Annotated in this window: 23 protein-coding genes; 18 read left to right on the plus strand and 5 right to left on the minus strand. The window is 28.6% G+C overall.

The features are described 5' to 3' along the window. The coding region (locus tag E6771_RS14105; RefSeq protein ID WP_316091980.1) for a hypothetical protein at positions 1–190 on the plus strand (190 nt) is incomplete at its 5' end. Positions 191–216: 26 nt separating this feature from the next. On the opposite strand, the gene E6771_RS14110 is transcribed toward E6771_RS14105, so the two are convergent. Further along, entirely contained in the window at positions 217–651 is a 435-nt protein-coding gene (locus tag E6771_RS14110) for an MOSC domain-containing protein (protein WP_316091981.1), read from the minus strand. Between the two features lie 8 nt (positions 652–659). Continuing rightward, the gene (moaA, locus tag E6771_RS14115; protein WP_316091982.1) at positions 660–1637 is read right to left on the minus strand and encodes a GTP 3',8-cyclase MoaA; all 978 of its coding nucleotides are present in this window, start codon (positions 1635–1637) and stop codon (positions 660–662) included. Between the two features lie 158 nt (positions 1638–1795). Here moaA and yqeB point away from each other — a divergent pair, with 158 nt between their 5' ends. The 7 genes from yqeB to dhaM all read left to right on the plus strand — a co-directional run bounded on the left by yqeB (position 1796) and on the right by dhaM (position 6908). Then, positions 1796–2608, plus strand: coding sequence for a selenium-dependent molybdenum cofactor biosynthesis protein YqeB (gene yqeB / locus E6771_RS14120; protein ID WP_410054678.1), 813 nt, complete (start codon positions 1796–1798; stop codon positions 2606–2608). Between the two features lie 9 nt (positions 2609–2617). Continuing rightward, the gene (locus E6771_RS14125; protein ID WP_316091984.1) at positions 2618–3385 is read left to right on the plus strand and encodes an XdhC/CoxI family protein; all 768 of its coding nucleotides are present in this window, start codon (positions 2618–2620) and stop codon (positions 3383–3385) included. Between the two features lie 58 nt (positions 3386–3443). After that, on the plus strand, positions 3444–3821 hold the full coding sequence (locus E6771_RS14130; protein ID WP_316091985.1) for a RidA family protein: 378 nt from the start codon (positions 3444–3446) through the stop codon (positions 3819–3821). A gap of 136 nt (positions 3822–3957) precedes the next feature. Beyond that, positions 3958–4725 (plus strand): sulfite exporter TauE/SafE family protein, encoded by a 768-nt coding sequence (locus tag E6771_RS14135; protein WP_316091986.1) that lies wholly within the window; start codon positions 3958–3960, stop codon positions 4723–4725. A gap of 153 nt (positions 4726–4878) precedes the next feature. Continuing rightward, positions 4879–5874, plus strand: a complete 996-nt coding sequence (gene dhaK, locus E6771_RS14140; RefSeq protein WP_316091987.1) for a dihydroxyacetone kinase subunit DhaK — start codon at positions 4879–4881, stop codon at positions 5872–5874. 12 nt (positions 5875–5886) lie between these two features. After that, positions 5887–6504, plus strand: coding sequence for a dihydroxyacetone kinase subunit DhaL (gene dhaL, locus E6771_RS14145; protein ID WP_316091988.1), 618 nt, complete (start codon positions 5887–5889; stop codon positions 6502–6504). An 8-nt stretch (positions 6505–6512) separates the two neighbouring features. Then, on the plus strand, positions 6513–6908 hold the full coding sequence (dhaM, locus tag E6771_RS14150) for a dihydroxyacetone kinase phosphoryl donor subunit DhaM (protein ID WP_316091989.1): 396 nt from the start codon (positions 6513–6515) through the stop codon (positions 6906–6908). A gap of 64 nt (positions 6909–6972) precedes the next feature. Here the strand turns inward: dhaM and E6771_RS14155 are convergent, their stop codons facing one another. Together E6771_RS14155 and E6771_RS14160 are read right to left on the minus strand one after the other, a co-directional pair. Beyond that, a complete protein-coding gene (locus E6771_RS14155) occupies positions 6973–10329 on the minus strand; it encodes an acyl-[ACP]--phospholipid O-acyltransferase (RefSeq protein WP_316091990.1) in 3357 nt (1118 codons plus the stop codon). A 126-nt stretch (positions 10330–10455) separates the two neighbouring features. Continuing rightward, positions 10456–11124 carry a SprT family zinc-dependent metalloprotease gene (locus E6771_RS14160; RefSeq protein ID WP_316091991.1) on the minus strand — a complete coding sequence of 223 codons (669 nt, stop codon included), beginning with the start codon at positions 11122–11124 and terminating at the stop codon, positions 10456–10458. Positions 11125–11249: 125 nt separating this feature from the next. Here E6771_RS14160 and lepA point away from each other — a divergent pair, with 125 nt between their 5' ends. Together lepA and E6771_RS14170 are read left to right on the plus strand one after the other, a co-directional pair. Next, entirely contained in the window at positions 11250–13052 is a 1803-nt protein-coding gene (gene lepA, locus E6771_RS14165) for a translation elongation factor 4 (protein ID WP_316091992.1), read from the plus strand. Positions 13053–13282: 230 nt separating this feature from the next. Continuing rightward, complete coding sequence (locus E6771_RS14170; RefSeq protein ID WP_316091993.1) at positions 13283–14494, plus strand: M20 family metallo-hydrolase; 1212 nt, start codon at positions 13283–13285, stop codon at positions 14492–14494. Between the two features lie 54 nt (positions 14495–14548). Here E6771_RS14170 and E6771_RS14175 read toward each other — a convergent pair whose 3' ends face one another. After that, positions 14549–15433, minus strand: a complete 885-nt coding sequence (locus E6771_RS14175; RefSeq protein ID WP_316091994.1) for a lysophospholipid acyltransferase family protein — start codon at positions 15431–15433, stop codon at positions 14549–14551. 319 nt (positions 15434–15752) lie between these two features. Between E6771_RS14175 and E6771_RS14180 the strand changes: the two genes are divergently transcribed. The 8 genes from E6771_RS14180 (at position 15753) to E6771_RS14215 (ending at position 23090) form a co-directional block, all read left to right on the plus strand. Then, complete coding sequence (locus tag E6771_RS14180; RefSeq protein WP_316091995.1) at positions 15753–16340, plus strand: toxin-antitoxin system YwqK family antitoxin; 588 nt, start codon at positions 15753–15755, stop codon at positions 16338–16340. 298 nt (positions 16341–16638) lie between these two features. After that, on the plus strand, positions 16639–17334 hold the full coding sequence (locus tag E6771_RS14185; protein ID WP_316091996.1) for a 5'-methylthioadenosine/adenosylhomocysteine nucleosidase: 696 nt from the start codon (positions 16639–16641) through the stop codon (positions 17332–17334). Between the two features lie 22 nt (positions 17335–17356). After that, positions 17357–18592: a folylpolyglutamate synthase/dihydrofolate synthase family protein gene (locus tag E6771_RS14190; protein ID WP_316091997.1), complete on the plus strand. Its 1236-nt coding sequence runs from the start codon at positions 17357–17359 to the stop codon at positions 18590–18592. Further along, a complete protein-coding gene (locus E6771_RS14195) occupies positions 18585–18872 on the plus strand; it encodes a hypothetical protein (RefSeq protein WP_316091998.1) in 288 nt (95 codons plus the stop codon). The genes E6771_RS14190 and E6771_RS14195 overlap by 8 nt, the downstream gene beginning before the upstream one ends. Positions 18873–18906: 34 nt before the next feature. Next, positions 18907–20805 (plus strand): HPr(Ser) kinase/phosphatase, encoded by a 1899-nt coding sequence (gene hprK, locus E6771_RS14200; RefSeq protein WP_410054679.1) that lies wholly within the window; start codon positions 18907–18909, stop codon positions 20803–20805. A gap of 13 nt (positions 20806–20818) precedes the next feature. Next, positions 20819–21769, plus strand: coding sequence for a bifunctional oligoribonuclease/PAP phosphatase NrnA (locus E6771_RS14205; RefSeq protein ID WP_316092000.1), 951 nt, complete (start codon positions 20819–20821; stop codon positions 21767–21769). Positions 21770–21781: 12 nt separating this feature from the next. After that, positions 21782–22699, plus strand: a complete 918-nt coding sequence (locus E6771_RS14210) for a CsgG/HfaB family protein (RefSeq protein ID WP_316092001.1) — start codon at positions 21782–21784, stop codon at positions 22697–22699. A 73-nt stretch (positions 22700–22772) separates the two neighbouring features. Next, on the plus strand, positions 22773–23090 hold the full coding sequence (locus E6771_RS14215) for a cell division protein SepF (protein ID WP_316092002.1): 318 nt from the start codon (positions 22773–22775) through the stop codon (positions 23088–23090). The last annotated feature ends 386 nt before the right edge of the window (positions 23091–23476 follow it).

Raw genomic sequence — 23476 nt, forward strand, 5'->3', positions numbered from 1 at the left:
GAAGATAAAGAATACAGATGCAGGGTATTATAAATTGGAGAAGCCAAAGAAAGTGAAGGACATCATAAAAATAGGAGCAGAGCTAAGATATGAGACAAGATCAGGTCACAGTATAGGATTTGAAGTGACAAGACAAGAAGGAAGTGTAGATGCAACAAGATATGGAGTAAATTTAATGTACAGATTCTAAAAAACAGGGAGCTTAGCTCCCTGTTTCTATTTAACTATAGATATTTCATCTCCAATTTTAACTGTTCCACCTTTTAAAACAACAGTAAAAATTCCTTCTCTTGGCATAATACAATCACCTACAGTATGAAATATTGCACAATGTGAATGACATTCTTTTCCTATTTGAGTGACTTCAAGTAGAATTTCCTTATTAATTTTTAATTTTGTTCCAATAGGAAGTTTTGCTAAATCAATTCCTTCAACTATAAGATTTTCTCCAAAATCTCCTTGATCAACATTTCCACCTCTTTTTATAAAGTCAGATATTTTTTCATTTGAGAGTAGACTGACTTGTCTATGCCAGTTACCAGCATGAGCATCGTTTTTAAGTCCATGATTTTCTATTAATATTCCTTCTTTTATATTTATCTTTTGAGTTCCTTTTTTTTCACTTATACAAACAGCTAAAATTTTTCCCATTTAAAAATTTATCCTCCTATTTGATTCATACTTCTTTTATCTATATTATTTTCTTTAATATTTTTATTCATATTATGGTGTTCAGGTTTGTTGTATATAGCATTAAAGATAATTTTTTCTAGTTCATCATCTGTTACTTTATTTCTTATGATATTTTTTAAATTAATTCCCCTATTCCAATGGAGACAAAGTTTTAAAAATCCATCAGGAGTAAGTCTTATTCGATTACATTTATCACAAAAATTATGAGATAATGGAGTAATAAATCCTATTCTTCCTTTTGAAAAATGACTTTTAAAATATTTAGCTGGACCAGAACCAATTTTTTCTTCTACAGAAAAAAGAGTTCTTTCTTTTTTTATTATTTCAATAACTTTGTCATTAGACATTGAAATAAAACTCTTTCCATCACCAATAGGCATAAGTTCAATAAAACGAATATCTATTGGATATTTTTCACTAAATTTAACAAAATCCATAATTTCATTATCATTTTTTCCCTTAATAAGCACTGTATTTATTTTTACTCTTTCTATTCCTAGATCCAATGCTCTAAAAATATTTTTAATAACTTGGTTAAATGAACCACCTCTTGTAATTTCATTATATAAAATGGGATTTAAAGTATCAAGGCTTATATTTATTTTTTTTATTCCATTTTTTATAAGAGATTCAAAATTTTCTTCAAGAAGTAAACCATTAGTTGTCAGACTTATTTCTTCAATATTTTTGATAGAGTGGATATTTTCCAGTATCTCTATAAAATTTTTTCTTACTAAAGGCTCTCCTCCAGTAAGGCGAATTTTTTTAATTCCAATTTTGCTGAAAATTTTTACTATTCTTTTTATTTCTTCAATAGTAAGAAGTTCCCCTTTTGGAAGAAAATTAATATTTCTTTCACTCATACAATATTGGCATCTAAGATTACATCTGTCAGTGATGGAAAGTCTCAAATATTCTATTTCTCTTCCTATTTTATCTATCATAATATTTCCTCATTTTCTAAAAAATATTTATTAATACTTTTTAATATATCATAACATATTTTTAAGAATTTTCTAAAAATAATTTTGATTGACAATAACTGAATTCTGGATTATCCTTTAAATAAAGAAATTTAGAAAATATGAGGAAGAGAATGACTATGGAAAAAAAAGATGATATCATTATAGTAAGAGGTGGAGGAGATATAGCTAGTGGAGCTATCCAAAAACTTTATAGAAGTGGATTCCAAGTTCTTGTATTAGAAACAGAAAAACCATCAGCAATTAGAAGGAAAGTAGCTTTTTGTGAGGCTATTTATGAAAACGATATTGAAATAGAAGGCATAAGAGCTAAATATGCAGCAGATGAAGAAGAAGTAAAAAACTGCTGGGAAAAAAACATAATTCCAATAATGATTGATTCAAGGGGAAAAATGATAGAAAAATTTAAACCAGTAGCAGTAGTTGATGGAATACTAGCCAAGAAAAATTTTGGAACTAAAAGAACTATGGCACCAATAACTATTGCTTTAGGTCCTGGATTTTCTGCTCCAGAAGATGTAGATATAGTAATAGAGACTATGAGAGGGCATAATTTAGGGAGACTCATAGCAGAGGGAACAGCCAGTGTTAATACAGGAATTCCAGGAATAATAGCAGGAATAGGAAAAGAAAGGGTAATTTACAGTGAATATAATGGATATATAAAAAATATAGAAAAAATTGGAAGTGTAATAGAGAAAGGAGATATAATTGCTGTAGTAGGAGAGAATCATATTTATTCTCCAATTTCAGGAGTTTTAAGAGGAATAATAAGAGATGGATATAAAGTTTTTGAAGGATTAAAAATAGCAGATGTAGATCCACGAATAGAAGAAAAGGAAAATTGTTTTACAATTTCAGATAAAGCTAGAAATATAGGTGGAGCTGTGTTAGAAGCTGTTCTTTATTTAAAAAAGATAAAGGGAGTATGATATAGATATATGGAAGAAAAGATATTAAATGAGGTATATAAAAGCATATCCCAAGGAAAAAGAGCTGCATTAGTAATGGTAACAGAAGCTGTTGGCTCTACTCCACGTAAGTCTGGAGCAATGATGGGAGTATTTGAAGATAGTATTATAGGAACTATAGGTGGTGGAAATATAGAATATAAAGTTATTCAAGATGCGAGAGAACTTATAAAATCTGAAGAAAGTAAAGAGTTTTCATATAACCTTACCACTGATGATGAACTTCGTATGAACTGTGGAGGAAGTATGAAAGGATTTATAAAAGTTTTTGTTCCCTCTCCAAAGCTTTTGATATGTGGTGCAGGTCATATTGGACAAAAACTTTTTAATATAGGAAAAAATCTTGAATTTGACATAAAAATAATAGATGATAGAGAAGAGTTGAAAAAAGATATACCTGAACTTACTTTGGGTAATTTTGATGAAATACTTAAAAATGAGAAAATAACTAATAATACTTATATAGTTATAGCTACAAGGGGGCATTTACTTGATGAGAAAGTTCTTGAATTAGTAAAAAATAGAGGAGCAAAATATATAGGTATAATAGGAAGTAAAAGAAAAATAACAAATTTAAAAGAAAACCTTGAAAAAAATTCTAAAATCAGAGATAATATATATGCGCCTATAGGATTAAGAATTTCTGATGGAACACCAGAAGAAATTGCAATTGAAATACTTGCTGAAATACTTCAAGTAAAGAATAATGGAGAATTAGTCCATAGGTCACTTTTTTAAATTAAAAGGCACTAATATGTTGGCATATTAAAATAAAAAATCTTTAGGAGGAAAATCAATGAAAAGAATAATTCACACTGAAAAAGCACCTGCTGCTTTAGGACCATATTCACAAGCTATTGAAGTTAATGGAACTCTTTATGTTTCTGGACAAATTCCATTTGTTCCTGAAACAATGACTTTAGTTTCTGATTGTGTAAAAGCTCAAACTAAACAATCTCTAGAAAATATTAAGGCTATACTTGAAGCTGCTGGATACACTTTTAAAGATGTAGTAAGAGCTGGTGTATTTATTAAAGATATGAATGATTTCGCAGCTGTAAATGAAGTTTATGCTGAATATCTTGGAGATGTAAAACCTGCAAGAGCATGTGTTGAAGTAGCTAGACTTCCAAAAGATGTAAAAGTTGAAATAGAAGTTATTGCTGTAAAGTAGTAATATAATTTAAATGGGGAGAAATCCAACAGTTGGATTTCCTCCATTTTTTTGTGCTTAAAGATTCTGGTTTTAGTAGAATAAAATATATAAATATGATAAAATTAAAGGGATAAAATAAAGGGGGAGATTTTTAATGTTAAAAGAGCTTTTAACTAGTGAGTTTATTATTTTAGCCTGTTTATGTTTTATAGGAGCATTCATTGATTCAGTAGCAGGGGGAGGAGGTTTAATTTCACTGCCAGCTTATCTAGCATCAGGGTTGCCACCTCATATTGCTCTAGGAACAAATAAATTATCAGGATTTTTTTCTGGTGTGGGAAGCAGTATAAATTATGCAAGATCAGGAAAAGTCAATTGGAATCTTATGAAAAAATTAGCTCCATTTTCTTTTATCGGAGCATTTATAGGAGTAAAAATTATAATTGGAACAAAACCTCAATATATTAATTATATAGTATTTATTGCCTTAGTGATAGTACTTGCTTATACAATGGCAAATAAAAAAATGGGACATGAAAGCACATTTACAGGTCTGAACAAATTAAATGTTGCAAAAGGAATGATAATGGCTTTTGTAATAGGATTCTATAATGGATTCTTAGGACCTGGAACTGGATCATTTTTAGTATTTTTTATGATGAAAATATATGGGTATGATTTTGTAGAAGCTAATGGTGACTCTAAAATTTTGAACTTAGTAGGAAACTTTACAAGTCTCTTAGTTTTTGGAATTAATGGAAAAGTATATTTTCTTTATGGGATACCTATTTCAATAATAATGTTGTTGGGAGCTCAGTGTGGTTCAAGGTGTGCTATAAGTAAAGGAAGCAGATTTATAAAACCTGTATTTCTTGCTGTAACTACAATAACTGCTTTAAAAATGTTAAAGGAAATGTTCTAAAATAGCAAATACATTGACAAAGGATTCAAAATAGATTAAAATTTACTAAAAGAATAAAGCTGTGTGAATGGAGAAGCTTAGGATAATTTTCTTATAGAAATATGAGAGAATCATTTTAAGCTTTTTTTAATAAAAATTCAGGAGGTAAACTTTATGAAAAAAATGATTAATAAGCCAGAGAACATTGTAGAGGAAATGGTTAGTGGAATGCTTAAAGCTTATCCAAAGTATTTAAAAAGAGTAGAAGATTTGCCAGTGATAGTGAGAAAAGACAAGAAAGAGGGAAAGACAGCTTTAATTAGTGGTGGAGGAAGTGGACATGAACCTTCACATGCTGGGTTTGTTGGTTATGGAATGCTGGATGGGGCAGTAGCAGGAGAAGTTTTTACATCACCTAGTGCTGATAAGGTTTATGAAGCAATAAAATCAGTAAATAGTGGAGCTGGAGTTCTATTGATAATAAAAAATTATAGTGGCGATGTAATGAACTTTGAAATGGCAGCTGAAATGGCAGCAATAGAAGAAATAGAAGTGAAAAAGATAGTAGTGGATGATGATATTGCTGTAGAAAATAGTACATATACTGTTGGAAGAAGAGGGATAGCAGGAACAGTTTTAGTGCATAAAATGGTAGGAGCAGCAGCAGAAAAAGGATATTCTTTGGGAGAACTGGAAATTTTAGGAAATAAAGTTATTGAAAGAACAAAGACATTAGGAATGGCATTAGAACCATGTATGGTACCAACTACTGGGAAATTAAGTTTTGAATTAGCAGATGATGAGGTAGAAATAGGGCTTGGAATTCATGGAGAACCAGGAACACACAGAGAAAAAATTCAACCAGCTGATGTTCATGTAGATCATATTTTAGAAAAAATATTTAAAGAATCTAATTTAAAAGAAAATGATGAAGTTGCTGTACTAGTAAATGGACTTGGGGAAACTACTTTGATGGAACTTTTTATAATTAACAACAGAGTGTCTCAAGTTTTAGGAGAAAAAAATATTAAAGTAGCTGATACAATTGTTGGTAATTTTATGACATCCTTAGACATGGGTGGATTTTCAATCACTTTAACAAAATTAGATGATGAATTGAAAGAACTTTTACAAGCTAAAGCTGATACTCCGGCATTTAAAAGATTTTAGGAGATGAAAAATATGGAACTATTAAAAATAATAAAAGAAGTAAGTGAAAAAATAATAGAAAATAAAGATTTTCTTACAGAATTGGATCGGGAAATAGGAGATGGAGATCATGGTGTAAACCTTGCAAGAGGCTTTGAAAAAGTAAAAGAGGAACTTCCAAATATGCAGAATATGAAACCTTTTGAGATATTTAATAAAATGGCAATGATATTAATATCAAATGTGGGAGGAGCATCAGGTGCTCTTTATGGAACTGCTCTAATGAAAGGTGCATCTTACTTAAAAACTAAAGAAATAATAACTCCAGAGATAATAGCTGAAACATGGAATGAAATGATAAAAGGAATAGAAATGAGAGGGAAAGCCGTATTAGGAGAGAAAACTATGCTGGATACTCAGATTCCTGCATATAAAGCTTTTAAAATAAAAGCTGATGCTGGAGCTGATATAAAAGAATGTTTTGAATTTGCTGAACTTGAAGCGAAATCTGGAATGGAATCAACTAAAGATATAGCAGCAACAAAAGGAAGAGCAAGCTATCTTGGAGAAAGGAGCATAGGGCATCTTGATCCAGGTTCTGTCTCATCTTATTTAATTATAAAAACTATAAATGATGAATTGAAAGGATAGTGATTATTGTGGTAGGAATGGTAATTGTATCTCATAGCAAGAAACTTGCTCATGAAATAATTGAATTATGTAATGAGATGAAAAAGTATGATTTTCCTGTTGTAAATGGAAGTGGAACAACAGGTAATCATTTAGGCTCAGATCCTATGATTATAAAAGAAGCTATTGAAAGTGCTTATTCAGAAGATGGAGTTCTAATATTTGGAGATATAGGGAGTTCAATTTTAAATAGTGAGATGGCTATGGAATTTTTGGATGTAGAATATGACAGAGCCAAAATAAAAATAGCTGATGCACCTATAGTAGAAGGGACTCTTATCGCAATGGCTATAAATGATGGAAAAACCTCTTTAGAAGATATACTGGAGGAATTGAAAGATTTAAAAAATTTTAATAAAGTCTAAATTAAAAAATCTCTCTTAGAAATTATTTAGTTTCTAAAAGAGATTTTTATTTTATAAATTTTAACTACTGTTTTTCAGCTATTTCTTTAACTTTTACATAATCTATTTTTCCAGTACCAAGTAAGGGTAATTTATCTACTGTAACAATCTTTTTAGGTACCCATAACTCACTGTAAAGTTTTTCTTTGAAATAATTTAGCATTTCTTTACTGTTAATATTATTCTTTTCTGTAACTAAAACTAATTGTTCTCCCTTTTTTTCATCAGGAATAGAAGTAACAACACTAGGAAAATCTTTAATATAACTATTTATTATCTCTTCTACAGCAGTAAGAGAAACCATTTCACCAGCTATTTTAGCAAATCTTTTAGCTCTTCCTAAAATAGTAACAAATTTATTTTCATCAATATCTACAATATCTCCAGTATCATACCAACCACCTTCAGGCTGAACTATTTTTCCATCTTTTAGATAACCAAGCATAATATTTTTACCTTTTATCCATAATCGTCCACCTTTTTCTATACCAGGAATAGATTCCAGTTTATATTCTATGTCAGGTAAAAGCCTTCCAACACTTCCTCTTTTTTGATACATAGGAGTATTTACTGCAATAACTGGACTGGCTTCTGTTACGCCATATCCTTCTAAAACTCTTACCCCAAATCTTTCCATCCATTGATAATAGGTAGAATCTTTCAATTTTTCTGCTCCTACCATTGCATATTTTATATTATAGAAGTCATAAGGATTAGCCTGTTTAGCATATCCATTAAAAAATGTATCAGTTCCGCATAAAATTGTAGCATTAGAATCATAAACCAATTCTGGAACTATCTTATAATGCACAGGAGAAGGGTAAAAAAATACTTTTATTCCTGAAAGAAGCGGCAGTATAGTTCCAACTCCAAGTCCAAATGAATGAAACATAGGAAGTGCATTAAACATAACATCCTGACTTGTGAAAGAAAATAATGAAGACATTTGAAATCTGTTTGCCTGTAAATTTTCGTGACTTAGAAGTACAGCTTTTGGAATTCCTTCAGACCCTGATGTGAAAAGAATAGTACAAGGATCATTATAATTTGTTTGAGGAATTTTTTTCAAAAAGTAATTAAAAAATCCGGATAATTTTGTAGCCAGATTTATTTTTGCTTGAAATTCTTCTAAATAAATAATTTCCACTCCATTTTCTTCCAAAGTTTTAATGAGATCTTCTAATTGAAGCATTTCTATCATTCTTTTAGCTGTAATAACAGTTGATATTTCAGCAGTTTTTATACAGGATAATATTTGACTTTTTCCTTGGGTAAAGTTAATCATAGCAGGAATCTTACCAGCAGACTGCAGTCCAAAGAAAACTAAAGCATCTATTATGGAGTTAGGAAGTATTAATCCAATATTTTTTTCTTTGAAATTTCTTTTTATAGCTTCTCCAATAACATATGACTTTAATATAAAATTCTTATAGCTCATTGGTTGCCTAGCAATATCTTCTACAATCATATGTTTTTTACCATGTATTTTAGCAGCATTTAGTAATGATTTAAAAATATTTTCTTTTATTGGGGAAGATTTAAAAATCATGGAAGTCATGATTTCATAAAGTTGATCTCCTATCTTTTCTCTTTTTGCACTACCCTTATCTCCTTCAGATAATTTTATTTTAGTTGGAGGAAGTATAGTAATCTTTATCCTAGGGAATAATTTAGTCTTAAATTTAGTTTTTAAATATGAAAATTTTGAATATTGAGCACCATCTATTCTGATAGGAAGAATATTAGCATTAGCTTTTAAAGCTACTACTCCTGCTCCTTCATATACTTTCATCAAAGAACCTGTTACAGTTATTCTTCCTTCAGGGAATATGATACATTTTTCATTGTTTTTTAATTCATTAATAAGCTGTTTTAATGCCAGAGGATTTGTAGGATCAATTGGATACAGTTTTACTACTGGCTTAAAAATTCTGATCCACCATTTTTTAGAAATTGTTGTATTAATTGCAAATATTAATTTTTCTGGCATGAATGAAGCAACAAGCAATCCATCTAATAGAGATGTATGATTTGCTATTATAAGAACTCTTTTTCCAGCTTTTTCATAATTTTCAAGACCAGTAACTTCCATTTTGAATATTAGAGATAAAATACTCTGTGCCATAGATCTTGGAAGAGCATCTGGAATAATAGTGAGTATATACAGAGATACACATAGACAAATAATAGATATTAAGAAAAAAATATCTGATATAATGAATCCGATTTTAAAAAGTCCAAGAACAAGGGCAGAAAAAATTACTATTCCAACAGCATTCATTATATTATTTCCAGCTATGATAGTAGCTAGATATTTTTTAGGTGCCTTATTCTGCAAAAAAGCATTTAAAGGAACTATATACATTCCACCAAAAAAGGCGAGAAAAAATAATATAAAAGATATTTTTATTCCTGGAATTGACTTGAAAAATGCAACTGTCCTTATTTGACTGTCAGGAGTAATGTAATCTTTGGTAAAGAGATAAAGAAAGAAAGTAGCAACCCCAATTCCGATAGAACTCAAAGGAACAAATGTAGGATGAACAATTCCTCTCATAACTTTTGTACATATAAAGGTTCCAGCAGCCATACCTAATGAAAATATAAACATAAATACAGCAACAGCATTTCTTGAAAGTCCTAATAAATCACTGCACATAGGATAAAGCTGAGTAAGAATAACTGCACCAAGTGCCCAAAACCATGAAAGCCCTAAGATAGTTATATAAATACTTCTTATTTCAGATATTTTTTTTAATGTTATCTTTAAAGTTTTAAATATATTAAAACTCATAGATAGGTCAGGCCTTGGAGCAGGAGCAGAAGGTATTTTAAAACTGCTGAGCATACCAAGTAAAGAACAAAATACAAGTATTCCAACAGTTATATTAGGAGAAGTGATATGAGCTCCTAATATAGTTCCCATTAATATTGAAAAATATGTGGCTCCATCTATTATGGCATTTCCTTCTATTAATTCACACTCTTCAAGGTGCTGAGGGATTATGGAATATTTAACAGGACCAAAAAAAGCAGACTGTATACTCATAAAAAATAGTATAATAATAAGTGCATAATAAAACTTAAAAAAAACTGCAACAGCAGTTAAAACCATTAATATAAATTCTGCACACTTTAAAATCTTAGCAATTTTATCTCTATGATATTTATCAGCTAGTTGTCCAGCTGTAGCAGATAAAAAGAAAAAAGGAAGAATAAAAAGAATAGAAATGAAATTCAGCAGCATTCCCTCATGATCTCTGTTTAATGTAAGATTATAAGTAATAAAAGCCATGATAGCTGTTTTTAACATGTTATCATTAAAAGCTCCAAAAAATTGAGTTATAAATAAAGGCCAAAATCTTTTATTTTTTAACAACATATATCCTCCAAAAATGTAGTTATTTTCTAAAATTATAAATTTAAATATTTATGATTAAAGTTATATAGATATCTATTTAAGTATACATTATTTTTTCTTTTTTTAAAAGTATTCTTTGTATAAATATTATGCTTTATTATTCAGAATCTTTTTTCTTAATTTCCAGTCAGGCATATATTTTTCTACAAAATTCCAGAATTCTTTTTGATGATGTGGATATGGAATGTGTGAAAGTTCATGTAAAACTACATATTCAATAGCAGAAATAGGTTTTTCTATGAGATGAAGATTGTATGTAATTATTTTTCTGGTAGTATTGCAGGAACCCCACCTACTTTTCATACTTCTTATTTTTATTTCATCAGGGAGAAAACCAACTTTTTTTCCTATTTCTACAGTGAGTTTTTCTAAAATAGCAGCAATCTTTTCTCTGAACCATTTATTAAGAATTTTCTTTTTTTCCTCGATTGATTCAGGTTTTTTACAATAAATAAATATTTTTTTTTCATCTTGTTCTATAAAATTTTTCTTAGATGGAATAACTTCCAGAATATATTTTTTTCCAAGATAGAAAATTTCATCATCATCTATGTAAGAAATAGATTTTTTATTAGAATAATATTCAGTAATAGAATTTATTTTTTCTACTATCCATTTTTCTTTCTGCATAATCAACTGGTCTATATATTTTTGAGGAACTCTTTTAGGTGCAGATACCAGTACTTCTCCATTAGAATTTATTTTTATTATTATGTTTTTTATTTTTTTTCTTGTTACAGTTACTTTAAAATTCATAAAATTCCTTTCTAAAATTAGCTTTTCATTAATTATACCACATAAAGCGCTTCCTTTTTAGTTGATTTTTTTTGGATAATCTTTTATAATGTTGTGTAAGTGATAAAATAATTAGGAGGAAATTTATGTTGCAAAAGCATAAGAGAAATTTTTCAATAATTGCTCATATAGATCATGGTAAGTCAACAATAGCAGATAGATTGTTAGAATTTACAGGAACTGTAACTAAAAGAGAAATGAAAGAGCAGCTTCTTGATTCTATGGATTTGGAAAGAGAAAAGGGAATAACAATAAAGGCTCAAGCTGTTACTTTATACTATAAAGCAAAAGATGGAATAGAATATGAGTTAAATCTTATAGATACTCCAGGGCATGTGGATTTTATTTATGAGGTGTCTAGATCGCTGGCAGCTTGTGAAGGTGCCCTTCTTGTAGTTGATGCAGCTCAGGGAGTGGAAGCTCAGACCCTTGCCAATGTATATCTGGCTATAGAAAATAATCTGGAAGTAGTACCAGTAATTAATAAAATTGATCTTCCTGCAGCTGATCCAGAAAAAGTAAGACATGAAATAGAAGATATAATAGGTCTTCCAGCAGATGATGCTGTAATGTGTTCTGGAAAAACTGGGATAGGAATAGATGATTTATTAGAAGCAATAGTGGCTAAAGTACCAGCTCCAGCATATGATGAAAAAGCTCCATTGAAAGCATTGATTTTTGATTCTAAATTTGATGATTACAGAGGAGTTATTACATATGTAAAAGTTTTAGATGGGTCTATAAAAAAGGGAGATAAAATAAAAATCTGGTCTACTGAAAAAGAATTTGATGTATTAGAAGTTGGAGTATTTTCACCAACTATGAAACCAAATAATGGACTTACTTCAGGATCAGTTGGATATATAATTACAGGGGTAAAAACTATTCATGATACAAGAGTTGGAGATACAGTAACTAATGCTAAAGAGCCTTGTATGTTTCCATTAGAGGGATTTAAACCAGCTCAATCAATGGTATTTGCAGGAATCTATCCATTATTTACAGATGATTATGAAGATTTAAGAGATGCTCTTGAAAAATTGCAGCTCAATGATGCTTCTCTTACATATGTACCAGAAACTTCACTAGCTTTAGGATTTGGATTTAGATGTGGATTTCTAGGACTTCTGCATATGGAGATAATTGTTGAAAGATTAAGAAGAGAATATGGTATAGATCTTATTTCAACAACTCCATCAGTTGAATATAAAGTTAATATGGATAAAGGAAATGTTCTTGTTATAGATAATCCTTGTGAATTTCCAGATCCAGGAAAAGGAAGATTATCTGTAGAAGAACCATTTATAAGAGGAAAAGTAATTGTACCAAAAGAATATGTAGGAAATGTAATGGAACTTTGCCAAGAGAAAAGAGGAATTTTTATAGGGATGGATTTTATAGATGAGACTAGATCACTTCTTACTTATGAATTGCCACTAGCTGAAATTGTAATTGATTTTTATGATAAACTAAAATCGAGAACTAAAGGTTATGCTTCATTTGAATATGAACTTGTAGGATATAAAGAATCAGACCTTGTAAAAGTTGATATACTTGTATCTGGCAAACCAGTAGATGCTTTTTCATTTATTGCTCATAGAGATGGAGCTTATTCTAGAGGAAGAGCTATATGTGAAAAACTTAGAGAGGTTATACCAAGACAGCAGTTTGAAATACCTATTCAGGCAGCTTTAGGATCAAAGGTTATAGCAAGAGAAACTATAAAAGCTTTCAGAAAAAATGTTATAGCTAAATGTTATGGTGGAGACATAACAAGAAAGAAAAAACTTCTTGAAAAGCAAAAAGAAGGAAAGAAAAGAATGAAGAGTATAGGAAATGTTGAAATTCCTCAGGAAGCATTTGTTTCAGTTCTTAAATTAAATGATTAATAGATAGAATAAAAGAGAATGACTAATAGTATAGAAATATAGATTTTGAATTTTTTAATAGAAAGATTTATTATTAATTTTGTTTGTAGAAAATAAAATATTGATACAATATTGTTTTTTATGATTTATTTACTTTATTAATTTCATGAGTTTTTCTAAATATACAGATTTTTAAAATATATTCTAACTTTTTGGTTATTCTCTTTTTAACAATAAGGAGGGAGAATATTTTGAATATAGGAAAAGAAATATTAGACAAACTAAATGTATTAAGCAAGATAAGTGAACCTTCTGAAGGAGTGACAAGATTATATCTAACAAAAGAATATTTAGAAGCCAGAAATACTATAGAAAACTGGATGAAAGAAGCAGGACTTACAACAAAAATAGATGGAGTAGGAAATCTTATTGGAGAATATAGAAGTAATAATCCAAAAGCAAAAACTCTTGTAATGGGATCACATCAAGACAGTGTAGAAGATGGGGGAAAATTTGATGGAATACTAGGGGTAATACTTCCAATAGTATGCATAAAAAATCTTCTTAAAAAATATAAAGAATTAAGCTGTAATATAAAAATAATATCATTTGCATATGAGGAAGGAACTACTTATGGAGCAGCTTGCTTAACAAGTAAAGCAATAGCTGGAACTTTTAAAGAATCTCTTTTGGAATTGGAATATAAGGGAAAGAAACTTAATCATGTTATGAAAGAATATGGATTTGATCCTCAAAAAATAGATGAATGTAAATTTAAAAAAGAGGATATAGATACTTTTTTAGAAGTACATATAGAACAAGGACCAGTTTTAGAGTATGAAAATCTTTCTGTGGGAATAGTAACTGCTATTCAATCTTGTAATAGATATCTTGTAAATATAAAAGGACAGGCAGGGCATTCAGGAACTATTCCTATGAAAATGAGAAAAGATGCAGGAGCTGTAATGGCAGAAATAATATATAAAAGTACAAAACTCACAGAAGAATTGGGAGAAATGGTTTTAACTTTTGGGAAGATATCTGTTGTTCCAGGAGCAGTAAATGTAATACCAGGGGAAGCAGAGTTTACAATAGATATAAGGGCAATGAAAAATCAGATACTAACAAATACTATGGAAAAAATAGAGAATATAATAAAAGAAGTAACTGAAAGTAAAAAAATGACATATTCAATAAAAATGACTAATGAAATAATGGAAACAGCTTGCAGTCCAACAGTAATAGAAACTTTAGAAAAAAGCTTTATGAGACAAAACATTCCTATTTTTAAACTTCCAAGTGGAGCAGGGCATGATGCACAGGAGATGGCAAATATTGCTGAGATGGGAATGCTTTTTGTAAGGTGTATAGATGGAATAAGTCATAATCCAATAGAAGATGTAAGAGAAAAAGATTTGGATATAGCAGGAAATGTAATTATGGATTATATATATAATTTTTAAAATATGGTAAATAAAAATGAGTCTGATTATTATTCAGGCTCATTTTATAATACTTTATTTTTTATTTTTTTTATGAAGCTTGCTGTATAAACTCCATCTATCATGAAACCACATCCATTGTTCTGGATACTTTCTGATTACTTCTTCCATTTTATTTATAAGAAGCTGTGTATTTCTCTGTACATCTTCTTTAAAATTATTAGTTTTAGTAAATTTTATCTGTTCTACAACTTTTATTGTACAAGAATTATCTTTGTGCATAATATTATATCCCCATACAAATGGAATATCATATTTTAGAGCAAGTGAAATAGCTCCAGTAGGAGCGTTTGTACTCTCACCAAAGAAATTAACAGTAGCTCCTTTATCTCTGTGGTCACTGAATAATGCAATTATTCCTTTATTGTTAAGTCTTTCTATAAGTTCTTTGCTTGTTCTCTTATTTTTTTGTAAAATTGTAAGATTAAGGTCATTTTTTCTGCTTTCATTTATAAATTTATCAAGATATGGATTTCTTTGTTTTTTTGCAACAGTAGTAACATCATAACCTTCTCCAGCTTTTACAGTAGCCTCCATATTACCTAAATGAAGTGTAGAAACTACAACACCTTTATTTTCAGCAGCAGCTTTATGTAAAATTTCTATATTTTCAATTTTTACTCTTCCAGGTTCATTTAAATATTTTCCAAACCATAAAGTACACAAAAAAGCTTTTAACATTATTTTAAAAGATTCAAGAGCAATTTTTTCTCTTTCCTTTTCAGTTTTTTCTGGGAAAGCAAGTTTAAGGTTAGCAAGAGCTATTTTTCGTCTTTTTATTACTATTTTATATCCAAGCCAACCTAAAAATTCTGCAAATTTAAATCTAGCATTTTCGGGAAAAAGGAGGATAATAAATCTAAAAAACATAATTATCCAATATTGTATTCTATATATCATGAAACTATCTCCTATATTAAAATTATTATTTTAGCAGAAACATTATAACACAAAATACTAAAAAGGTAAATTAATCAATACTCAATTTCACTAAAATTATTAATTTTTAATCTCAAATTTATAAACTATGCAATAAACTGCCATAGGAATTTAAGTATGTCAATATTGATTTATTTTTTAAATTTTTTAATTATATTTTATTGTTATAAATATATTCAATAGTTTTATAATTTATATATTCATTTTATTCTCATTGATATTGTTGAGAAGAAGTGTATATGGTATAATAAAAATATTGACATCTATGGAGGATTGACTTATGAAAAAAGTTATATTAATACTGGTTATATTATTATTTACAAGCTGTTATAAAAGAAGAATTGAAGATATTTCAAAGCAGGAAATAAAAAATGGAATAATATATAAAATTAATGAAGTTAAACCATACAGTGGAACATTTATAGAAAAATATGAAGAAGATAAATTTCATATAATACAAGATAAAAATGGAGAAAATAAAAGTTATTACAAAGGTGGAAAAATAAGGAAAGAAGTAGTATACAAAAATGGAGTAAAGGAAGGAACAGAAAAAACATATTATCCAAATGGACAATTAAAAATAGAAATCATATATAAAAAAGGAACAAAAGAAGGGAAAATGAAAAGATATTATCCTAATGGGCAGCTGCAATATGAAGTCTTTTATAAACATGGAGAGAAAGAAGGTATAGAAAAAACATACTATAAAAATGGAAATTTAAGATTAGAAATTCCTTATAAAAACTCTAAAATAGTTGGAGTAGAAAAAAGATATTATGAAAGTGGAGAATTGTTTGGAGAAATCACATATAGTAATGAAGATGTAAAAGAAGTTTACTATGAAAAAAATGGAGAGATTAAAGAATAATTTGATAAAAATAACTGTCTTGTGGCAGTTTTTTTTATTTACTTAAAGTAGTAATGAAATAAAAAAGGAACTTAGATAAAAAAGTTAGTATAAATAACATAGCAGAAAAAATTAAGCAATATAAAGAGTTGGTATTTTTTAAATTAAATTATAAAGATAAGGTGCATTTGGAATAGTTTAAAATCAGCAACATAAAAAAGTCAAAATTTGGTATTATAATTGCTTAGAATAAGTTCATATGTTATAATTTTAGAGAAAATAGAAATAAGAAAATAATTAAAATCATAGAGGTGAAGTAATGAAAATAGGTATAATTGGTGCAATGAATGAAGAAGTAGCAGAATTAAAAGCTGTAATGAGTGATATAAAATCTGAAAATATTGGAAACCTTGAATTTTTTAATGGTAAACTTTTAGGAAAAGATGTAATATTAGTTGAAGGTGGAATAGGAAAGGTAAATGCTGCAATATGTGCTACGCTTATGATTAATCATTTCAAAGTAGATAAAGTATTGTTCACAGGAGTAGCAGGAGGAGTAAATCCTGATATTAATATAGGAGACATAGTTATAGGAAAGGAACTTATAGAACATGATTTTGACAGCACAGCTTTTGGATATGAATTGGGGCAGATACCAAGAATGGATACTTATATATTTAAAGCAGACCAGTATTTAGTTGACATAGCCTGCAATGTAGCTGAAAAAGAATTTGGGAAATCTAGAGTATGCGTAGGACGTATAGTAAGCGGAGATGAATTTGTTGCATCAATAGAAAGAATAAATTGGCTGAGAGATACATTTAAAGCTGATTGTACAGAAATGGAAGGAGCAGCAGTAGCACATGTATGTCATGTATTTAATATGCCTTTTCTTATAATAAGAGCAATATCTGATAAAGCTAATCATGATGCAAAAGTTGATTTCCCTGAATTTGTAAAATTGGCAGCTAAAAATTCAAAAACTATAATAGAAGGTATATTAAACAGGCTTTAATGAAATTATTGGAGAGATGAAAATGGATATAAATAAATTATTAGATGAACTTTATTCATACTCAATGCATGGAATAAAATTGGGCTTAGAAAACATAAAAAAAATATGTGAAGAATTGGGGAATCCTCAAAATTCATATAAGATAATTCATATAGCAGGAACTAATGGAAAGGGATCAACTGCTACAACTTTAGAAACTATATTACTTGAAGCAAATCATACTGTGGGAAAATATACTTCGCCTCATATATTAAAATTTAATGAAAGAATAAGGGCAAATGGTAAAGATATTTCAGATGAGGATATAGCTAAATATTATGAAATAGTTAAAAATGCTGTAGAAAATGTAAAAATAAAACCAACATTTTTTGAAGTAACAACAGCTATGATGTTTAAATATTTTCAAGATAAGGAAGTGGACTATGTAATACTTGAAACAGGTATGGGTGGTAGATTTGATGCCACTAATATTACAAAAGCAGATTTATGTATAATAACTAATGTCACTTTAGACCACACTGAATATTTAGGAGATACTATATATAAAATAGCCAAAGAAAAAGCAGGAATAATAAAGAAATGTCCTAAAGTAATAGTAGCAGATAATAACAATGAATTTTTGAAAGCTATAAGTGAAGAAAAAGCGAAAATAATCAACGTTTTAGAAAAATATAAATATGCTGAAGAAAAACTTGATTTCAAAAGATTTATAACAGAAATAAAAATAGATGGAGAAATTTTTGAATTTTCTTTGTTTGGAGATTATCAATTTAAAAATTTTCTTTGTGCTTATGAAGCAGCATTAGAACTGGGAATACCAAAAGAAATAATAAAGAGAGCAAGTAAGAAAGTAGTATGGCAATGCAGATTTGAAAGATACAGTATTAATCCTCTTGTAGTACTAGATGGAGCTCATAATCCAGATGGAATGACAGAGTTAAAAAAAGTAATAGAAAAAGGTTATAGTCCAGAAGAGGTAGTAGCTATTGTATCTATATTAAAAGATAAAGATATAAAAAATATGTTGAAGATTTTAAAAAGTGTCTCATCAACTTTAATATTGACATCCCTTGCTGAAAATCCAAGAGGAGTTTCTGGTGAGGAAATATGCAAACAACTTTCAGATACAGAAGGATGTAGTATAGAAAATGATTTGATAAAAGCTTATAAAAAAGCTTTATCTTTGAATAAAAAAATAATTCTTATATGTGGGTCTTTTTATCTTTTGAGTAAATTTAAAGAGGAAATAAATGAGTAGAAAAGTAAATACTTTAGGAATTTTAATAAAAATTTCAATTTTAGGAGTTTTTATATTTTATGAGCATAAGATGTTTGAGGAATATAAAAGAAGTAAAAAAAATCTTGAATATGGGCAAAAAATTATTAATAAAGAAGTGAGAGATTCTTTTTTACAGAGAAAAGAAAACTTTTACTTAGATAAGGATTATCAGCAAAATTTTGATAAATTAAAAAAAACTGTACCTGAAAATGAAATACCAGAAGAATTTCAAGGGGGAATAGTCTTTGAACAGAGTTAGAAAGTATAAAGAAAGTGTTATAGTAAGAGATATAATGGAGCATTTTAATATGGAGCTGATAAATGATGGAGATCTAGATTTTGAAATAAATACTCCAAGTCTATATCAAATAGGATATGAGCTGATAGGCTTTTTTGATGAAGATGAAGATGAACTAAATAAATATCTTCATATATATGGGAAAAAAGAAGCTATGTTTGTAGAGCAATTATCCCCAGAAAAAAAAGCAGATATATGGAATAAATATTTTACATATAATTTCCCAGCTCTTATTATAACTGGAGAAACAAAAGTTACAAAAGAAATGATAGAGGCTGCTAAAAAGAATAATAAAGCTATATTGAAAAGTTCCATGAGAACATCTAAAACTATAAGAGAATTAAAGTTTTTTCTATCTAAAGAGCTAGCTGAAGAAAAAATGATCAATGGTTATATGCTTCTTGAAATACTTGGAGTTGGAGTCATGCTTACTGGTTATGAGGACGCAAAAATTGGAGTGACTATAGAACTTTTAGAAAGAGGGCATAAACTTATAACTGATAATAATCTTATTATAAAAAGAGTGGCTGAAAATGATTTAGAAGGATATAATCGTTTTGATAAAACTATAATGGATAGTCATTTTTTTATAGTGAATAATAAAGATAGAAGTAAAATAGATGTAACTACTCAATTTGGAATAAAAGCAACAAGAAAAATGAAAAGAATAGATATGCTGGTAGTACTTGAAGAATGGGATGAGAAAAAGTTTTATGATAGGCTTGGTTTAGATGAAGTATATGAAGAATTTTTAGGAGAAAAAATTCCAAAAGTGACTGTACCTGTAAGAAAGGGAAGAAATCTTGCAATAATTCTGGAAACAGCAGCTTTAAATTATAGATTAAAAATGATGGGAGTAAATTCAGCTGAATATTTTATGAAAGAATCTAAGAAAATAATAGCAGCAAATAGAGCAAAACAAGGAGATAGTAATATGAATAATGGTAAACTGCTTCCAGTTAGAAAATTAAAAAATGAATTTAACCTAAAGGTTTTACATGGAGAAGATAAGTTAGATAATACATATATAAAAACTACAGGAATACACCGACCATCTTTAGCATTATCAGGGTATGTTGATATGTACGAAGATGAGGGTTACACAGGGGTTCAACTTTTCTCAAAAGTAGAATTTAAATATTTGGAAAGTTTATCTGAAGAAAAAAGAATAGAAAATTTGAAAAGATATTTAGAATTTCATTTTCCAATAATAGTTCTTACGTCTGATACCGAAATGCCTCAATACTTTTTTGAACTAATAAAAGAAAAAAATCTTATATTGTGCAGAAGTCCATATAAAAAATCTTCTCAACTAATAGCAAATTTTAATGGATTTCTAGAGACATATTTTACTCCTAATTTATCACTTCATGGAGTATTTTTGGAACTATATGGATTTGGAGTACTTCTTGTAGGAAAAAGTGGAATAGGAAAAAGTGAAACAGCACTTGAACTTATTCATAGAGGCCATAGACTAATAGCTGATGATATGGTAAAATTTGTAAAAGATGTAAGTGGAGATATAATAGGTAAAGCAGCTAAACTTCCTTATTTTATGGAGATAAGGGGATTAGGAATAATAGACATAAAGACTCTATATGGATTGGGAGCTGTAAGAATAAATAAAAAATTAGATATCATAATAGAATTAAAAGAACAAGAAAGGGATAATTATCTTACATCTGTAGATTATCAAAGTACTTCATCAGAAATATTAGGAAATAGAATCCCTAAAGTAATATTATATATTTCATCTGGAAGAAATGCAGCAGCAATGGTGGAGATAGCTGTTATGAATCTTATGGCAATAATGCTTGGTCATGATCCAGAAAAGCTTTATAGTGAAGGATTAAAAAGAATGACTGAAGAAGAAAGAAAAATTTTAGAGACTTAGTTGGGAGGGAAATTTGGATAATTTCTTAGATATAAAAAATAAAATAATAAAAAGTAAAAAAATATTCATAACTGCTCATGTAAATCCAGATGGAGATGCAGTAGGTGCAGGATTAGCTTTGTTATCTGGTATTGAAAAATTTAATAGTAACTGTGAAGTAAGATTTGTTCTTCAAGATAAAACTCCTGATAGGGTAAAATTTTTAGAACTAGAAAAAAGGGCGGAGATATATGATAAAAATAAAAAATATGATATGGATCTTGCTATATGTGTTGACAGTGCTACTTTAGAAAGAATAGGAGAAGTTGAAAAGGCCATAAAAAATATATTTACAATAAATATTGATCATCATATTAGTAATCCTAAATATGGAGATATAAATTATCTAGAAAATGTTTCTTCTACAAGTGAGATAATATATAAATTTTTAAAATTTTTAGATGTTGAAATTGATATAAATATAGGAGAAGCACTTTATACTGGACTTGTAAATGATACAGGAAATTTTAAGCATGGTAATGTAACAGAAGAGACATTTAAGATGGCAGGATATCTGGTAAAAATAGGAGTTGATAATTCTAAAATAGTGAGAGAATTTTTAAATACTAAAAGTATTGCTGCAATAAAATTTTTAGGTCAAGCTATGTATGAAATGAAATTTGATGAAAAAAAGAAATTAGCTTATTTTTATCTTGACAATAAAGATTTTATGAAAAATGGGGGAAGAAAAGAAGATACAGAGGAAATAGTAGAAAATCTAATATCATATGAAAAAGCAGAGGTATCTTTGTTTTTAAGAGAAGATAAAGTAGGAATTATTAAAGGAAGTATGAGAAGTAAGCATGATATAGATGTAAATAGTATAGCGGGAATGTTTGGTGGTGGTGGACATCTTAAAGCTTCTGGTTTTACAAGTGAGCTTTCAGCTGAAGAAATTGTTAGAATGATTTTAGAAAAACTATAAGGAGAGTGAAAAATGAAATCAAGAAATATTATAGGAATGATTTTTATATCCCTTCTTCTTTTATCTTGTGGAAAAACAGGAGTAGAAAGTAATATAAAAAAAGATGATAAAGTAGTTAGTTTAAGAGAATATACTACTTTAAAAGAAACTACTCTTCCTAAGAGAAGAGTGGTTATTGGAAAAGTAAAAAATTATTCAAGATTTGGAACACAGAGAACAGATATAACAACAAAAGATATTCTTGCTTCTGAATTTTCAAATTCTGGAAGATTTAATGTATTGGAAAGAAGTGATTTGGATTCTGTTCTGGAAGAACTAGCATTTTCTAATACTTTAGGAGAAAAATCACTGTTATCAAGGCAAAAGTTTCTTGATACAGATTTCATAGTAATAGGAAGCGTGACAAAATATGCATTAAACACTACAGGGAATAAATCTTTATTTTCAAAAAGTAAGGAACAAAAGGCAGAAGTTGTTATAGAGCTAAAAGTAATAGATGTAACTAATGGAAAAGTTTGGATTGAAACTGGAGAAGGAAGTTCAAGTATTACCTTTGGAACAGTACTTGGAGCAGGAACATATGGATCATATACTTCTTTGGAAGAAGAAGCCTTTAGAGCAGCAGTAATACAAGGTGTAGAAAAAATAGTAAAAAAATTAGACTCAATGCCTTGGAGTGCAAGTATTGTTAAAAAATCAGGAAATAATATAATAATCAATTCAGGAGCTAACAGTAATTTAAAATTAGGAACTGAAATGGAAGTATATAAAATAGGTGCTCCAATAGAGTATAGAGGAGAAATTTTAGGATATGAAGAAGAAAGAGTAGGAAGTGCAGTTGTAACAAATTATATTGGTGAAGAAGCTTCTTCTTTGAGATACGAAGGGAAAAACTTTAATGCCCCTGGTATTGTAAAAATAAAAAAATAAATTAGGTTGAAAAAATATAAATAAAATAGTATCCTTAATGTATAAGTACTAAATGATTAAGAGGAGATAAAATATGGATATGGATGTCAATATAGTTTTTGTAAAACCGACTAAATTTGAAGATTGTATGAAGTGTATAGAACATATAAAAAAAGATAGAATAGTCCACATAAATCTTTATGATTTAGATGCAAGTGATTCACAAAGAATATTAGATTATATCAGTGGAGCTGTATATATTCAAGAAGGGCAAATAGTAAATCCAGGAGAGAAAGTATTCTGTACTATTCCTAAAAATAAAAAATTTGTATTTGAATATAAAGATAGAAGTAGTGTTATGGATTCAAGATATGATGAAGAAGAAGAAATAATTCCGTCATATAAAAAATAACCTAGTAGAAAATAAAAAATACTGACTGAGAATTTAATTAAAATAGATTTAAGTCAGTTTTTTTTATTTCAAAAATATTTAATAAAATTAATAGTCTATTAATATAAAAAATAAAATACTTTAAAAAATGTAAAAAACTTGTTGACGGAAAGGGTTAATTATGATATTATAATCCTTGTCCACGAGAAAAGGGGACAGAAAAGAAAAGCGATAAAAAAGGACATTAACAACAGAATAGAGAGAGAAGAAAAAATCAACAAACAATAAATAGGTGTAAATAATCAGTTAAAAAACTGAGTAAATAGATTGAACGAAGAGTTTGATCCTGGCTCAGGATGAACGCTGACAGAATGCTTAACACATGCAAGTCTACTTGATCCTTCGGG

The sequence above is a fragment of the Fusobacterium sp. genome, from assembly GCF_032477075.1.
Classification (GTDB): domain Bacteria; phylum Fusobacteriota; class Fusobacteriia; order Fusobacteriales; family Fusobacteriaceae; genus Fusobacterium_A.

Coding starts and splice junctions, on each gene's coding strand:
- E6771_RS14185 (WP_316091996.1), top strand. CDS start 16,639: ATGAAAATAGGTATAATTGGTGCAATGAATGAAGAAGTAGCAGAATTA.
- E6771_RS14110 (WP_316091981.1), bottom strand. CDS start 651: ATGGGAAAAATTTTAGCTGTTTGTATAAGTGAAAAAAAAGGAACTCAA.
- moaA (WP_316091982.1), bottom strand. CDS start 1,637: ATGATAGATAAAATAGGAAGAGAAATAGAATATTTGAGACTTTCCATC.
- E6771_RS14215 (WP_316092002.1), top strand. CDS start 22,773: ATGGATATGGATGTCAATATAGTTTTTGTAAAACCGACTAAATTTGAA.
- E6771_RS14195 (WP_316091998.1), top strand. CDS start 18,585: ATGAGTAGAAAAGTAAATACTTTAGGAATTTTAATAAAAATTTCAATT.
- E6771_RS14155 (WP_316091990.1), bottom strand. CDS start 10,329: ATGTTGTTAAAAAATAAAAGATTTTGGCCTTTATTTATAACTCAATTT.
- E6771_RS14130 (WP_316091985.1), top strand. CDS start 3,444: ATGAAAAGAATAATTCACACTGAAAAAGCACCTGCTGCTTTAGGACCA.
- E6771_RS14135 (WP_316091986.1), top strand. CDS start 3,958: ATGTTAAAAGAGCTTTTAACTAGTGAGTTTATTATTTTAGCCTGTTTA.
- dhaL (WP_316091988.1), top strand. CDS start 5,887: ATGGAACTATTAAAAATAATAAAAGAAGTAAGTGAAAAAATAATAGAA.
- E6771_RS14180 (WP_316091995.1), top strand. CDS start 15,753: ATGAAAAAAGTTATATTAATACTGGTTATATTATTATTTACAAGCTGT.
- E6771_RS14175 (WP_316091994.1), bottom strand. CDS start 15,433: ATGATATATAGAATACAATATTGGATAATTATGTTTTTTAGATTTATT.
- E6771_RS14125 (WP_316091984.1), top strand. CDS start 2,618: ATGGAAGAAAAGATATTAAATGAGGTATATAAAAGCATATCCCAAGGA.
- yqeB (WP_410054678.1), top strand. CDS start 1,796: ATGGAAAAAAAAGATGATATCATTATAGTAAGAGGTGGAGGAGATATA.
- lepA (WP_316091992.1), top strand. CDS start 11,250: ATGTTGCAAAAGCATAAGAGAAATTTTTCAATAATTGCTCATATAGAT.
- E6771_RS14160 (WP_316091991.1), bottom strand. CDS start 11,124: ATGAATTTTAAAGTAACTGTAACAAGAAAAAAAATAAAAAACATAATA.
- E6771_RS14210 (WP_316092001.1), top strand. CDS start 21,782: ATGAAATCAAGAAATATTATAGGAATGATTTTTATATCCCTTCTTCTT.
- hprK (WP_410054679.1), top strand. CDS start 18,907: ATGGAGCATTTTAATATGGAGCTGATAAATGATGGAGATCTAGATTTT.
- E6771_RS14190 (WP_316091997.1), top strand. CDS start 17,357: ATGGATATAAATAAATTATTAGATGAACTTTATTCATACTCAATGCAT.
- dhaK (WP_316091987.1), top strand. CDS start 4,879: ATGAAAAAAATGATTAATAAGCCAGAGAACATTGTAGAGGAAATGGTT.